The organism is Nostoc sp. CMAA1605, assembly GCF_021596505.1.
Lineage (GTDB): Bacteria > Cyanobacteriota > Cyanobacteriia > Cyanobacteriales > Nostocaceae > Trichormus.
This window is the reverse complement of record NZ_PJIZ01000005.1, coordinates 58,435-72,731: the sequence shown is the minus strand read 5'-3', so window position 1 is coordinate 72,731 and position 14,297 is coordinate 58,435. Positions and strand designations below refer to the sequence as shown.

The 14,297-nt window shown below is 43.1% G+C and carries 13 protein-coding genes and 1 pseudogene; 6 read left to right on the top strand and 8 right to left on the bottom strand.

All coding sequences use genetic code 11. The features are described 5' to 3' along the window. Positions 1-8: 8 nt before the first annotated feature. The 5 genes from purF to groES form a co-directional block, all read right to left on the bottom strand. A complete protein-coding gene (gene purF / locus CV014_RS03275) occupies positions 9-1,508 on the bottom strand; it encodes an amidophosphoribosyltransferase (RefSeq protein ID WP_236140714.1) in 1,500 nt (499 codons plus the stop codon). Between the two features lie 245 nt (positions 1,509-1,753). Further along, on the bottom strand, positions 1,754-4,117 hold the full coding sequence (gene purL, locus CV014_RS03270; RefSeq protein WP_236140713.1) for a phosphoribosylformylglycinamidine synthase subunit PurL: 2,364 nt from the start codon (positions 4,115-4,117) through the stop codon (positions 1,754-1,756). A 427-nt stretch (positions 4,118-4,544) separates the two neighbouring features. Then, the gene (locus tag CV014_RS03265) at positions 4,545-4,871 is read right to left on the bottom strand and encodes a hypothetical protein (RefSeq protein ID WP_236140712.1); all 327 of its coding nucleotides are present in this window, start codon (positions 4,869-4,871) and stop codon (positions 4,545-4,547) included. Positions 4,872-5,181: 310 nt separating this feature from the next. Beyond that, the gene (gene groL / locus CV014_RS03260; RefSeq protein ID WP_103140185.1) at positions 5,182-6,816 is read right to left on the bottom strand and encodes a chaperonin GroEL; all 1,635 of its coding nucleotides are present in this window, start codon (positions 6,814-6,816) and stop codon (positions 5,182-5,184) included. A 129-nt stretch (positions 6,817-6,945) separates the two neighbouring features. Beyond that, positions 6,946-7,257 (bottom strand): co-chaperone GroES, encoded by a 312-nt coding sequence (gene groES, locus CV014_RS03255; RefSeq protein ID WP_066375868.1) that lies wholly within the window; start codon positions 7,255-7,257, stop codon positions 6,946-6,948. 67 nt (positions 7,258-7,324) lie between these two features. On the opposite strand from groES, the gene CV014_RS03250 reads away from it, so the two are divergent. From CV014_RS03250 to CV014_RS03230, 5 genes are all read left to right on the top strand, one after another. Next, positions 7,325-7,480, top strand: coding sequence for a hypothetical protein (locus tag CV014_RS03250; protein ID WP_236140711.1), 156 nt, complete (start codon positions 7,325-7,327; stop codon positions 7,478-7,480). Between the two features lie 771 nt (positions 7,481-8,251). Next, complete coding sequence (locus tag CV014_RS03245) at positions 8,252-8,929, top strand: response regulator transcription factor (RefSeq protein ID WP_236140710.1); 678 nt, start codon at positions 8,252-8,254, stop codon at positions 8,927-8,929. Between the two features lie 649 nt (positions 8,930-9,578). Continuing rightward, complete coding sequence (locus tag CV014_RS03240; protein ID WP_236140709.1) at positions 9,579-10,088, top strand: gluconokinase; 510 nt, start codon at positions 9,579-9,581, stop codon at positions 10,086-10,088. Positions 10,089-10,227: 139 nt separating this feature from the next. Continuing rightward, positions 10,228-10,569, top strand: a complete 342-nt coding sequence (locus tag CV014_RS03235; protein WP_236140708.1) for a DUF1815 family protein — start codon at positions 10,228-10,230, stop codon at positions 10,567-10,569. A 73-nt stretch (positions 10,570-10,642) separates the two neighbouring features. Then, positions 10,643-11,416 carry an Rpn family recombination-promoting nuclease/putative transposase gene (locus CV014_RS03230; protein ID WP_236140707.1) on the top strand — a complete coding sequence of 258 codons (774 nt, stop codon included), beginning with the start codon at positions 10,643-10,645 and terminating at the stop codon, positions 11,414-11,416. Positions 11,417-11,470: 54 nt separating this feature from the next. Here CV014_RS03230 and asnS read toward each other — a convergent pair whose 3' ends face one another. Together asnS and CV014_RS03220 are read right to left on the bottom strand one after the other, a co-directional pair. After that, the gene (asnS, locus tag CV014_RS03225; protein ID WP_236140706.1) at positions 11,471-12,862 is read right to left on the bottom strand and encodes an asparagine--tRNA ligase; all 1,392 of its coding nucleotides are present in this window, start codon (positions 12,860-12,862) and stop codon (positions 11,471-11,473) included. An 85-nt stretch (positions 12,863-12,947) separates the two neighbouring features. Continuing rightward, on the bottom strand, positions 12,948-13,313 hold the full coding sequence (locus CV014_RS03220; protein ID WP_236140705.1) for a hypothetical protein: 366 nt from the start codon (positions 13,311-13,313) through the stop codon (positions 12,948-12,950). Between the two features lie 50 nt (positions 13,314-13,363). On the opposite strand from CV014_RS03220, the pseudogene CV014_RS03215 reads away from it, so the two are divergent. Next, positions 13,364-13,659, top strand: a pseudogene (locus CV014_RS03215) (DUF6439 family protein). Between the two features lie 58 nt (positions 13,660-13,717). Here CV014_RS03215 and CV014_RS03210 read toward each other — a convergent pair. Then, on the bottom strand, positions 13,718-14,167 hold the full coding sequence (locus CV014_RS03210) for an ATP-binding protein (RefSeq protein ID WP_236140704.1): 450 nt from the start codon (positions 14,165-14,167) through the stop codon (positions 13,718-13,720). Positions 14,168-14,297 lie beyond the last annotated feature (130 nt).

The following is a 14,297-nucleotide window of genomic DNA, read 5'->3' as shown; positions in this document are numbered from 1 at the left end:
CCTAGTTTTTAAACTACGACTTTCTCCAAAATCAATTTAGAACGCTTCACCTGTTCAGGAATCGCTACGGGGTAATCTCCAGTAAAGCAAGCAGAACAAAAATTATTGGTGTCTTCCCCTGTAGCTTCTAACATTCCTGACCAACTCAGGTAAGCGAGGCTATCTACTTCTAACTGTTGCGCGATTTCTTCTACAGATTTGGTAGCTGCAATCAATTGATCCTGGGTATCGGTGTCAATACCGTAGAAGCAAGGATGAGTGACTGGAGGGGAGGAGATCCGCATATGTACTTCTGCTGCACCGGCTTCGCGCAAGGCTTTGACTAGTTTGCGGCTGGTTGTACCCCGCACAATGGAGTCATCCACAATAATTACTCTTTTACCTGCCAATACATCTTTAAGCGGGTTGAGCTTCATTTTGATTCCCGATTCCCGCATGGTTTGGGTAGGCTGAATAAATGTGCGTCCGACATAACGGTTTTTGATCAATCCTTCACCGTAGGCGACACCAGAGGCTTGGGAAAAGCCAATGGCTGCTGGAATCCCAGAATCGGGAACTCCAAATACAATATCTGCGTCCACATAGGATTCTTTTGCCAATTGTCGTCCTAAACGCATCCGATAGCTATACAAGCTTTCATTGTGCATTTGGCTATCGGGACGGGCAAAGTAAATCATTTCAAAAATACATAGTTTGGGTTGGGGTTTTTGACTCCAGTGGTAGGAAGCTAAACCTTCGTCGGTAATCCAAACTACTTCTCCTGGTTCGACATCCCGCAGATATTCTGCACCGATAATATCTAAACCGCAGGTTTCAGAAGACAAAACATAACGGACTGGATTTTCTGGTAAAGTCCCGATAACTAAAGGACGAATGCCATTAGGGTCACGCACACCCATCACACCCACGGGTGTACCTACGACTAAACTAAACGCACCGTGACAACGATGAAACGCCTGAATCGCTCCTTCTAACCAGTCTGCACCTGCATTAACTGCTTCTGCGATCGCAAAGGCAATCATCTCTGAATCAGTGGTTGTCACTAAGTTAAAATTGCTCTTGACTAACTCTTCCCGCAACTGTACAGTATTGACTAAATTACCGTTATGTGCTAAAGCTAGTGAACCTAAGCGGGTTTCCACTACAGCAGGTTGAGCGTTGACTTTGCGACTAGAGCCGGTGGTGGAATAGCGAGTGTGACCAACCCCAATACCGCCAGGTAATTCTTCTAAAATCGACTCATTAAAGACTTGAGACACCAAACCCATATCTTTGTGCAGGTGTACGGTTGTCCCATCAAAGGTGGCAATGCCAGCTGATTCTTGACCCCGATGTTGTAGGGCATACAATCCAAAATAAGTTAGTTTGGCAACATTTTCTCCTGGTGCGTAGATGCCGAAAACTCCGCAAGCTTCTTCAGGCTTGTCAGGACGATTTCCCAGATCATTAATTGAGTCGTCGGTATGCTGGGCGTATTCATCCAAAGTGACGGAATCGATGGGAATCATGCTAGCTTTGCTCCTGGTTGGGGTGTCAAGTCACTGGGATTATTTCTTATGAACTGGATAGCGATGCTACTCTTAATAAATCTTTAACCATCCATTAAAACACTACCTTAAATGTGTCCAAAGATGCTATTGATTTGATGAAATTGGGCATTGGGCATTGGGCATTGGGCATTGGGAATTGGGCATGGCAATAGGTCAAAGATCATTTTTACCTTTTGCCTTTTGCCTTTTACCTTTTGCCTTACTTATTCTCTGACGTAAACTAAACGTCTAGCGATCGCATTTTGATAAAGATCATTCATCTCTTCGATACTAACTTGAATTAAGGTTTGGTTATCAGTGGTTAAAACACTTAAACCTGTATCGGCATTACCGACTGTACCGAGTTTTTGCCATGCCTGAGTCAGATTTGTCTGTAGATATGATTCCCAATTTTCTTGTTGTGCTGGCGACACGGACACAATAATTCTTGCCCCACCTTCACCAAAAAGTAATTCATCGAGACGTTGTGACTGACTAGCTTCTAAATCAATTTGCGCGCCTAATTTACCACCAAGACAGCATTCTGCTAAAGCGATAACCAAACCACCCTCAGCACAATCATGGGCTGAATTTATCCAACCTGTACGGATACCTTCACGACAGGTGGCTTGCACACGGCGTTCTAAGTCAAAATCTACCTTAGCTGGTCTACCTGCAACGGTGTTGTGAATTGCGGCTAAATATTCCGACGCGCCTAAATTATGGGGAGATGAACCAAGGAGATAAATTACATCACCTGGATTTTGCCAACCTTGACCACAAATCTTAGTTAAATCAGGAATCAGTCCCACCATCCCCACAACCGGAGTCGGGTAAATGGGTTGGGGATTACCTTGAGAATCAAGGGTTTCATTGTACAGAGAAACATTCCCACCAGTCACCGGGGTAGATAATTCTCGACAACCTTCCGCCAAACCCCGACAAGCTTCAGCTAATTGCCAATAACCAATCGGTTTTTCGGGACTGCCAAAATTGAGGTTATCCGTCACCGCCAAAGGTTCTGCACCCACACAGCTAAGATTCCGCGCCGCTTCTGCGACTACTGCCTTAGCTCCCTCATAGGGGTCAAGGTAAACATAACGGGGATTACAATCTACCGTAGCAGCAACACCGCTTGGGGCATTAATACTTCCCCCCTGCTCCCCTGCTACCCTGCTCCCCTGCTTCCGTTCCAAAGGTCGTAAACGTACTACTGCCGCATCTGCACCACCAGGGAAAATAACGGTATTATTCTGGACTTGATGGTCATATTGACGATACACCCAATTTTTAGAGGCGATGGTAGGTGTATCTAGCAAAGTCAACAAAATATCACGCCAAGTTTTGAGATTACCTTGAATTTCTATGCCCGCAGTTGTGCAAGCTGGTAAACTATCAACTGACCATTCCCAAGCTTTTTGGGCGTATTCTGGGGCTTCTGCTAATAACTCACGCTCATACAGTGGGGTATTTTCTGCCAAAGCATCAGCCGGAATTTCGGCGGCGACTCCACCCTGAAAGAGAATCCTAACAAGAGGTTCGGCAATTACTGTACCTGCAACAACCGCCTGTAGTCCCCAACGATGGAAAATATCAATTAATTCTTGCTCTCGTCCTTTATGCGCGACAAACAGCATCCGTTCTTGGGACTCAGAAAGTAAATATTCATAGGGAACCATCCCTAATTCCCGCACCGGAATCTTATCTAAATCTAATTCAATCCCGACACCACCTTTGGCTGCCATCTCGGAAGTAGAACAGGTAATACCCGCAGCACCCATATCTTGAGCCGCCACTACTGCACCTGTTTTAAATGCTTCCAGACAAGCTTCTATGAGTGACTTTTCTAAAAAGGGGTCGCCTACTTGCACCGCCGGACGGTCATCAATTGATTCATCACTTAATTCTGCACTAGCAAAACTAGCTCCTCCCATACCATCGCGTCCGGTGGTCGAACCGACGTATAACACAGGATTTCCCAGACCAGATGCTCCAGATTTGACGATTTCCGGCGTTTCCATCAAGCCTAGAGCCATGACGTTCACTAAAGGATTACCAGAGTAAGCAGGGTCAAAGTAAACTTCGCCGCCAACAGTGGGAACACCAACACAGTTACCATAGTGGGAAATACCAGCAACTACGCCAGAGAATAGCCTTTGAGTTCTGGGGTCATCTAGAGAACCGAAACGCAGGGAGTTTAACAAAGCAATGGGACGCGCACCCATTGTAAAAATATCTCTGAGAATCCCACCAACTCCAGTAGCAGCACCTTGAAATGGTTCAACTGCTGAGGGGTGGTTATGAGACTCAATTTTAAAAGCTAGTTGCAGTCCCTCACCCAAATCTACAACCCCAGCATTTTCCCCAGGCCCAACCAAGATGCGGGGGCCAGTGGTGGGAAACTGTTTGAGTAAAGGACGGGAATTTTTATAGCAACAATGCTCAGACCACATTACCCCAAACATTCCCAATTCGGCTTTGTTGGGATGACGACCTAAGCGGCGGACAATTTCTGTATATTCTTCTGGTTTAATACCTTCAGCAGCGATTTCTTGGGGAGAGAAGGGAGCAGGAGATGTGGCAGTCATGGAAATAATGCACCAAGGAGTACAGAGCATTATTGTATCGACTTACCTGTGCTGTATGTGCAGTTCTGGGAGGGTAAATAGTGATTTTTGTTGGGTAGTCTGATTTGGCTACCAAGTATTAGCTATGGAAAATAGCTTTTTGATGAATATGATAGCCCCTTCTATGAAGAAGTGACTGATTCAATTAATGTTGACAAATCAGTTATTTACATCAATACCTTTGCTAAAATAAGAGCCTAAAAAAATTTTGGCAAAGACTGGCAAAATTACCCATACATCAACCTTCAGCTTACAAAGTAGCTTGGACTCTCAGAACCCTTATGCTCTGGAAAATACGCTGAAAAACACCTTGCGGGAAACCTGAAAGGTATTTTTAGAACTGATTATTTTTGCCTAGCTTCAGAGAAATAAGAGTTTGGATATCAGATCACCCTCGTAAATTGGCGAAGGTACTATTACATACTTGATCAAAATTGTACATAAATAAAGTATCAACACTTAAAAACTTAGCGTAGTGCTGGATATCTATTTCTAAAAGTCGTATTGCTCTTTCTAACTCAGGATGAATATAGTTACTTTTTTGCAATTCTTGTCTAAATTTATTTGCGATTTTTGTTAATTGATAAGCTTCATTAGTTCTTAAATATGTAAGTTGATCTCGTATATTTGAACTAAGACTGTTATCTTTACTAGCCACATCAAGAACATTTTCTAGTCTTTGAATCACCCATTTTCTTGCATGATATGTATTCATAATTTCTTCCCTTAAATAACCCCATCATAGTAGCTATTTTTTAAATATTTATTAACTCTAAGAATTTTTTCAGTAATTAAGTAGTCATAAATCAAACTATGTTAAGTAATGTAAAATTATGGAAATTGAGTTCGTAGCAAGCGGCTTTAGCCATTTTTTTAGTACCAACATCCTTACTATAAACATTTCGTTATTTATGCCATTTTACTTGCTGTATTCACTTTTACTCTGTACTTTTTCTAATTACCATAAAAATAGCTGCTTCTCTGAAAGAAGCAGCTATTTTTTAAACTTATGTGACTATAGAATATTAGTAATCGAAGTCACCGCCGCCAGCACCAGCAGCCGCAGGCGCGCCATCTTTAGGTTCTGGTTTGTCAACAACGATGCACTCGGTTGTTAGCACCATACCAGCGATAGACGCAGCGTTTTGCAGGGCAGAACGGGTTACTTTCGCTGGGTCAACGATACCAGCTGCGAGCATATCTACGAATTCGTTGGTAGCAGCGTTGAAACCAACGTTGAATTCTTTCTCTTTGACGCGTTCAGCAATTACAGCACCGTTTTGACCTGCGTTTTCAGCAATTCTCTTCAGAGGTGCGGGTAATGCACGAGCAACAATCAAAGCACCAGTTAATTCTTCTTCTTTGAGGTTGCTGTTAGCCCAAGCTTCGAGTTCGGGGGTGAGGTGAGCGAGGGTTGTACCACCACCAGGAACGATACCTTCTTCAACAGCCGCTTTAGTAGCGTTGATAGCATCTTCTAGGCGGAGTTTCTTGTCTTTCATTTCGGTTTCGGTAGCTGCGCCAACTTTCACTACAGCTACACCACCAGACAATTTAGCCAAACGCTCTTGAAGTTTTTCTTTGTCGTAGGAAGATTCGGTTTCTTCCATTTGACGGCGAATTTGTTCTACACGCGCTTTAACTGCAACGTCATTACCTTCAGCAACAATTGTGGTGCTGTCTTTGGTAATGGTGATGCGGCGGGCTTTACCTAAGCTATCCAGCTTGGTGTTGTCGAGCTTCAGACCAGCATCTTCGGTGATGAGTTGACCGCCGGTGAGGATAGCGATATCTTCCAGCATAGCTTTGCGGCGATCGCCAAATCCAGGAGCTTTAACAGCAGCAACGTTGAGTACACCGCGTAAACGGTTAACGACTAAGGTTGCTAAAGCTTCTTTTTCAATATCTTCAGCGATAATCACCAAAGGACGACCAGCGCGAGCTACTTGCTCAAGAACAGGTACTAAATCTTGTACCAGCGCAATTTTCTTATCTGTTAACAACAGGTAAGGCTCATCGAAAATTGCTTCCATCCGTTCTGGGTCGGTGGCGAAGTAGGGGGAGATATAGCCTTTGTCGAAGCGCATACCTTCGGTAACTTCCAATTCGGTAGTTACAGACTTACCTTCTTCTAAGGAGATAACGCCTTCTTTACCTACTTTGTCCATTGCTTCCGCAATCATCTGACCGACTTCATCGTCGTTACCAGCAGAGATTGCGCCTACTTGAGCGATCGCCTTAGAATCTTCTACAGGACGAGCGTGTTCTTTAATTTTTTCAACCAAGAAGTTGGTTGCTTTATCAATACCGCGCTTTAAGAGAATAGCGTTTGCGCCTGCGGCTACGTTCCGCAAACCTTCTTTGACAATGGCGTGAGCCAAAACGGTAGCTGTGGTTGTACCGTCGCCTGCTGCATCGTTGGTTTTAGAAGCAGCTTGACGAATCAAAGATACGCCAGTGTTTTCAATATGATCTTCTAATTCGATTTCTTTAGCGATGGTTACGCCGTCGTTAACGATTTGGGGCGCACCAAATTTCTTTTCTAATACTACGTTGCGACCTTTGGGGCCAAGGGTAACAGCTACAGCCTCAGCTAGAATGTCGATACCACGCTCTAGGGCGCGACGAGCGTTTTCGTTGTAAATAATGCGCTTTGCCATAGGTGTCTTAATCTCAGGTAGTGTGAGTCAATTTGGTTTGGAAAATTAATTTGGGCATGGGGCATTGGGCATTGGGCATTGGGTATGGTTTATGCTTATGCTTTGTGTGCCGTAACCCGCACCACTCATTTAGCCAACGACTGCTAGAATGTCTTTTTCAGAGAGCAGTACGTATTCTTCTGTGCCGAGCTTGATATCTGTGCCAGCGTACTTGGAGTACAGCACTTTATCGCCAACTTTAACTTCCAATTCTTGACGGCTACCGTCGTCATTACGTCTGCCAGGGCCAAGGGCGACTACTTCACCTACTTGGGGCTTTTCTTTCGCGGTGTCGGGCAAGTAAAGACCACCGGCGGTCTTTTCTTCAGATGCGCTTACTTTCACGAAAACGCGATCGCCTAAAGGTTTAACTGTAGATACGCTTAGAGATACAGCTGCCATAATTTTAATTTCTCCAGAGTTAGCACTCTCAACTCCTGAGTGCTAATTTATCGGAGAATTACCTCCAATGGCAATGATTCAGTGGGTACGGGTTTCCGAACTATGGTTGGGGATTGGGCGGCATTGGGGACTGGGGACTGGGGACTGGGGATTGGGGACTGGGGACTGGGCATGGGGCATTGGGAGAAGGAGACAAGGTAGGAGAGGAAAAACTAATGACTAATGACTATTGACTAATAACTAAATAACTAATTTTTATACCCCTTTAGTTAGTTGCGTAAGTATAAATTCTTAATTATTAGTATTTTTCTGGTTCTTTTCCATAAGTTACGAATATTTTTATATGGTCAACTTTATTTGCAAAGTGGGGAAATTAGTATAGAACAGTAATCAGAGAGCCGCTCAATGAGTAACAATACAGTGATCTGGTGCAACAAAATACGAGTTTATTACTTGCGAGTTTGTTGTTCTAGATAGATAATAGTTGTCTACCCGGATAGTGTCTGGTTTCGCCAAGCAAACCCGGAGGTTATTGAGCGGATCGTCCGAGAACACTTGATAGGCATAATGGTGGTGAAAGAATATGCGTTTTTAACCCATCCTTTGCCAACAACTCCCTTACTTGCTCGTAAACATCTTAAGATTAAGGCTGAACATCGGCAGGGTATTGTAGAGTAGTCAGCCTATGAAAGTGCAGGTGGTTTGACAGCTAGGGTCATCATAGGCCAACACTTACTGAGTGAACTACTGTGAACTAGAAAGATTATTATTTAATCAGTGTTTTTTCACCCACCACTTTCAAAGGGATATATAATAGCGCATTATAATTACTACTGCTCTACGTATCCTTACTAGAATATTGCCAATGAGCTAACAGTCTTACAGAAAGTGGAAACTACTTGTGAGACTTCAAGTCAAGCAAGGGTAAGTTAAGTGGGAAAAATGACAACATCTCAACAATCCACCATATAAGGATAACTATATCAAGACCTTGATGGATCGAAGCGCGACAAGTGCCACTGCTATGAAAGAGCCCAGCATGAAAGATCACAAACGACTTCTACTGATTGATGATGACCCTAACCTCATCTTGCTGGTGAAGGACTATCTGGAATTCCGAGGATATGAAGTCATCACCGCAGAAAACGGACGGGAAGCTTTAGAGATTCTCGAACATGAGGTTCCCGACATGATTATCTGTGACGTGATGATGCCGGAAATGGACGGATACACATTTGTAGAACAAGTCCGGCAAAATGAACGCACAAGTTGGATTCCTGTCCTTTTCCTGTCAGCCAAAGGACAAAGTGCAGACCGAGTTAAAGGTCTCAATAAAGGTGCTGATGTCTATATGGTCAAACCTTTTGAGCCAGAAGAACTAGTAGCACAGGTAGAATCTTCCCTGAAGCAAACTATCCGTTGGAAAGACCACCAAACCAAAGGAGGCGAAAATGGTTCTCGCATCCAAGTTCCGTTTGATGTGCAATTGACTCCGACTGAACTGAAAGTAGTACAGTTTGTGGCTAGGGGTTTAGCTAACCGCGAAATCGCTGAAGAATTAAACGTTAGTCAGCGCACGGTTGAAAGCCATGTTTCCAATATGTTGGGTAAAACCAATCTCCACAACCGTACTGAGTTGGCGCGGTGGGCGATTGAAAATCAAATGGCCTAACTAGCTATCAGCGTTCAGCCGTCAGCTTTACAATAATTAACTGACTGCTGACAGCTGATAGCTTAATTATTGCGAAAAGGAATAAGGGTGTAGGGGTGTGACGGAACTTTCTGGAATTTCCTAAAAACAAGAAATTTTACTCTTCATTTCATGGGTAATACCAACTCTCCAAAATTAAGCAACAGATGCAAAGCTTAAAACCAAGACGTATCTGACTTTCTTAATTGCGTAAAGTCTAAGGCATAGCTGCCCTTAGAGCGTAGCGGGACGTACCCCTTTGCTACGCAACGTTACCGCGAACGGGGAAGCAAGCTACGCGCAGCGTCTCGTAGAGAAGTCCATTGCGAATTGCGAATTGCGAATTGCGAATTGCGAATTGCGAATTGGTATAATCGCTAAGGTGTTATCTGTTGGACGCTTTTCAGGAAACCAACAGTTTACAACAATTCCTCATTTGCTTTTTCTGTGTTGTAACGGGGATTTAGAAAGAGCCACAACACTGGAGGCTCGATGAAAACTGAGGACTTAAACCCCCACATTTTGTTAAAATGATAGAGACACACTTCAGTTCAGGAAGTATTGCTAGGCAAGGTTTTAGGGTAAAAATTTAGATGTACCTTTAACTCAATTCCTTACTGGACACTTGATAATGATTATTCTGCTGATGGGTGTTTCTGGGTCTGGGAAGACCACTATAGGGCAAATGCTAGCAGCATCCTTAAGCTGGGAGTTTATTGACGCAGATGATTTCCACTCGCCAGCAAACGTTGAGAAAATGCGCCGTGGTATTCCTTTGAGTGATGTGGATAGGATACCCTGGTTACAAGATTTACAAACGGCAATTAAGCAATGGTTGCAAGAAAATAGAAACGTTGTGCTGGCGTGTTCTGCACTCAAAGCAAGTTATCGTCAATTTTTAGTCATAGATAAGGACGATGCTCCGCCCACCGTAGGCGATCGCGTCAAACTAGTTTACCTCAAAGGGTCTTACAATGTGATTCAGCAACGACTGCAAGCCCGTCAAAATCACTATATGAACCCCACACTCTTGACGAGTCAATTTACGACTCTAGAAGAACCTATAGACGCTGTATGTATAGATGTTACAGCCCAGCCTCAAGTCATAGTTAAAGATATTAGAACAGCTTTGCAAATTTAATTTAAGTAGAACGACTGGGAAAAACTAAACTGAGTGAAGAATAATACAATATCAAAGAACCCTCTTCCCTTCTGTCTCGTCTTCAAGATCAATCTTCACTTCGTCCTAGCTTAACTGCGATCGCAGTAGGAGAAAACTTATGTTTCTCAGATTAGCGCAACAACATCAAGAATTCATTCACGACTTGGTAATTAACTTACAAGCCCTGGCGATCGCGCTGGAGAATAAAGGGTACACTACATCTTTCTATACTTGTGGCGACCAAATGAGAAGTGCTTCCTTCATGGTGAGTTTAGAAGAAAAACACTTAATTCGGTTTTTAGTCTCTGACTATGGGATCACTTGGATGGAAATGTGGGATGACCGCGAGTTAATGAAATGTGAGGGTGCAGAAGCCATCACCCAATTAGACGAGTTAGCTAATTTAGTGAAGTATCCTAACGGCAAAATTCCTAAATTACATTTATTCAGTAAAGTTTGATGGGTGTTAGATGTGCTAACACCCATCAAACTTTACATTTATTTAAATTACATCATCTTAATTTATTTAAATTATGTATGACAATATTTGTAAATTTATTGCTGAAAATTTCAAAGACGACTTAGCCACCTGGTTACTAGGTTCACCGATTAAACTCACAGAGTTAAGTCCTACGGAACTATCCAACGAACCTATCCGCGCTGATTCGTTAATCTTATTACAGTCGGATAACCTAGTTCTACATACTGAATTTCAAACCGATGCAGACGAAGATATGCCCTTTCGGATGTTAGATTATCGCATCAGGGTGTATCGTCGTTTTCCTGAAAAACAAATGCGTCAAGTAGTTATCTACTTGCGAAAAACCGCTTCTCCATTGGTCAATAAAAACGACTTTCGGTTAGAAAAAACTTACCATGAGTTTGAGGTCATACGCCTATGGGAAGAACCAACAGAAAGGTTTATGACTGTTCCTGGCTTATTACCCTTCGCTGCCTTAAGTCAGACTAAAGATCCTACAATGGTATTAAATGAAGTAGCAAAGGCGGTGGAAGCAATTACAGATCAACAGCTACAAAGAAACATAGCAGCAGCCAGCGCAATTCTAGCAGGTATCGTCTTACAAAAAGATGTAATTAGTAGAATTTTCAGGAGTGAGATTATGCGCGAATCAGTCATTTATCAGGAAATTCTCCAAGAAGGTCGAGCAGAAGGTCGAGTTGAAGCAACACGAAAGTTAGCTTTAAATTTACTGCAAATAGGTATGGATTTAGAGCAAATTGCTCAAGTAACTGAATTATCTCTTGAACAAGTTCAGACTTTACAAAAACAGATGCAAAACTCTTAAAATCTCAAAAAAAACCCGCAAACGCGGGTTTTTTTCGTCTCATTGATAGTGATATTAAAACTCAGCGTTTTGTGGTGTACGGGGGAAAGGAATCACATCACGAATATTACCCATACCTGTGATGAACTGCACCAGTCTTTCAAAACCCAAACCAAACCCAGCATGAGGAACTGTACCGTAACGACGTAAATCGAGATACCACCATAAATCTTCAGGTTTCATTCCTTGGGCTAACACACGACGTTCTAAGACATCTAAACGTTCTTCCCGTTGTGAACCGCCGATGATTTCCCCAATTTTCGGTGCAAGGATATCCATTGCACGGACGGTTTTTTCGTCATCATTCAAGCGCATATAGAAGGCTTTAATTTGTGCGGGATAATCTGTGACGATGACTGGTTTTTTGAAAAGTTGTTCTGCTAAATAACGCTCATGTTCTGATTGCAAATCTAAGCCCCAACTTACAGGATAATCAAATTTCACATCAGCTTTTTCTAATAGTTTGATAGCATCTGTGTAAGTCAAACGCTCAAATTGATTGTTAATGATATTTTCGGCTGTAGCTAAGACTGTATTATCGATGCGTTGGTTGAAAAATTCCATGTCTTCTGGACATTTTGCTAACACATAATTAAAAATGTGTTTGAGAAACGCCTCAGCTAAATCCATATCACCTTCTAGGTCACAAAACGCCATTTCTGGTTCAACCATCCAGAATTCTGCGAGGTGACGGGAGGTGTTGGAATTTTCTGCACGGAAGGTAGGGCCGAAGGTGTAGACGTTGCTAAAAGCCATCGCCATGACTTCGGCTTCTAGTTGTCCACTGACGGTTAAGTAGGTGGGTTTAGCAAAGAAATCTTGACTGTAATCGATGGCTTGATTTTCTGTGCGGGGTACATTCTTTAAATCTAAACTGGTGACACTGAATAGTTCCCCTGCACCTTCGCAGTCACTAGCGGTGATAATGGGGGTGTGTACCCACAAAAAGCCTCTTTCTTGGAAGAATTGGTGAATGGCTGTGGAACAAGCGTTTCTGACGCGGAAAACTGCACCAAAAGAGTTGGTACGCGATCGCAAATGTCCAATGGTGCGTAAAAATTCAAAAGAGTGGCGTTTCTTTTGCAATGGATAAGTTTCGGGATCAGCATCACCGTAGACTTTCACCGCATCGGCTGTTAACTCAATGCGCTGTCCCTTCCCTTGGGAAGCCACCAGCACGCCTTTAACTTCCACTGACGCGCCTGTGTTGATTTGTTTTAAGATGGCTTCGTAGTCTGGTAAATCCTGATTGATGACGACTTGCAAATTACCTAGTGATGAGCCGTCATTAACTTCAATAAACGCAAATCCCTTGAGTTCACGCTTCGTTCTCACCCAGCCTTGAACCACTAGAGACTCATCAGGTTGACCACTCCGCAATATTTCTGCAATCCGTTGACTTACCATATTCTGTTATCGATAGGGTTTGAATATAAGGCGTACTATTTAAAGAATGCTAACAGCTAATTCTATTCAAAATCCAATATTGAGGCTACGCAACCAAGGACTTTAATATCCAGCCTATAATAACGCCTATACCGCCAAAGCGAACAGCTTGCCAGAAAGGTTTTTTCAGGCTACGCCAAGAAAATAACTGGCTTTCTAAGTTCAGTTCTAGCAATTCTAGTTGCTGTTTAATTTGCCGTAACTCTGCTTTGATTTCTGGTGTCTGATGCTGATTGTGCTGCAATTCTTGGCGACGTTGTTGCCATTGTGCCTTTTCGGTGCGATCGCGCTGCACTTGATCATACCGTTGTTTAAACGCCGATAGCGATCGCTCTAATTCTGCTAGTTCTTGTTCCACATCAAATTCTTGATTTTCCCCTGACTGCTGGGATGATTTTTTTGGCGGCTTCATTTACAGGTAGTACAGTAATAAGTAAATGTAACTGTTGCCAATGGTTATTTATGTCTCAACCTAGCCAGGTTTCACAAACCAATCAACTCAATGAATTTAGCGACTTAGAACTAGCCCAAGCCCTGATGGAAAGGCTGAGTATTTCACCTAACGATTGGCATCGCCTCAAGTCTAACCGCAATTCCCGCGCTAGTGAACAAATCGCAGCCGCTATGATATTTCTGCTCAAAAACCAACCCCAAGAAGCTCTTGCTAGACTAGAACAAGCTGTTGGTTGGTTAAATCGTTCTATTTCCGCCCTCCCTGTCCAACGCATGGAAATAAGGGAATGGGGACTGGGGACTAGGGACTGGGAAAGAATTTCCTCATACCCAGTACCCGATCCCCAATCCCCAATCCCCAATTTACCGCCTCAAAGACAGACGGGGGCGGTTTTCCATTTGCTTACACAGTCTTAGTTCTGTTCCTTTGCGATTCCACTCTACTTGATCAAAAATTTGGTGTAGCAGACACATACCTCTGCCACTTTCTGATTCATCAGGTGGTAAATAATCGGTTGGGTCTTCATTTTCACTAGTTGTAGGACTAAAGCCAGAACCCTGGTCTGATATCACCCACCAATATTGATTGTCTATTAGGGAAAAGCGGACTACAACTTTTTTACTCGGATCAAGATTATTACCATGTTTAGCTGCATTAACTAGGGCTTCTTGGAGTCCTAGCCGCAGTTCTGCTTGTAATTTGGCTGGAATTTCCGCCAAAAGTAAGTCTAAAATAGGACAGAGATAAAGCGTTGAGGCGAAACTAAGTGTGCCCCAATAACGTCCGACTGGACGAAGGGAAATGGTAATCACGAGAGAAACCCCATAGCTTTCATTTAGCTAGACATCAGTTAGTTTTGACGGACAGCCTGATATTATTTGAGGTAGTCATACTGCCTGCAAACTTACGTCTTGATTAATAGATATTGAAAATGCTGGGGAG

Coding starts and splice junctions, on each gene's coding strand:
- CV014_RS03245 (WP_236140710.1), top strand. CDS start 8,252: ATGGATCGAAGCGCGACAAGTGCCACTGCTATGAAAGAGCCCAGCATG.
- CV014_RS03250 (WP_236140711.1), top strand. CDS start 7,325: ATGGCAATGATTCAGTGGGTACGGGTTTCCGAACTATGGTTGGGGATT.
- asnS (WP_236140706.1), bottom strand. CDS start 12,862: ATGGTAAGTCAACGGATTGCAGAAATATTGCGGAGTGGTCAACCTGAT.
- groL (WP_103140185.1), bottom strand. CDS start 6,816: ATGGCAAAGCGCATTATTTACAACGAAAACGCTCGTCGCGCCCTAGAG.
- CV014_RS03240 (WP_236140709.1), top strand. CDS start 9,579: ATGATTATTCTGCTGATGGGTGTTTCTGGGTCTGGGAAGACCACTATA.
- CV014_RS03220 (WP_236140705.1), bottom strand. CDS start 13,313: ATGAAGCCGCCAAAAAAATCATCCCAGCAGTCAGGGGAAAATCAAGAA.
- CV014_RS03265 (WP_236140712.1), bottom strand. CDS start 4,871: ATGAATACATATCATGCAAGAAAATGGGTGATTCAAAGACTAGAAAAT.
- groES (WP_066375868.1), bottom strand. CDS start 7,257: ATGGCAGCTGTATCTCTAAGCGTATCTACAGTTAAACCTTTAGGCGAT.
- purL (WP_236140713.1), bottom strand. CDS start 4,117: ATGACTGCCACATCTCCTGCTCCCTTCTCTCCCCAAGAAATCGCTGCT.
- CV014_RS03230 (WP_236140707.1), top strand. CDS start 10,643: ATGTATGACAATATTTGTAAATTTATTGCTGAAAATTTCAAAGACGAC.
- CV014_RS03235 (WP_236140708.1), top strand. CDS start 10,228: ATGTTTCTCAGATTAGCGCAACAACATCAAGAATTCATTCACGACTTG.
- purF (WP_236140714.1), bottom strand. CDS start 1,508: ATGATTCCCATCGATTCCGTCACTTTGGATGAATACGCCCAGCATACC.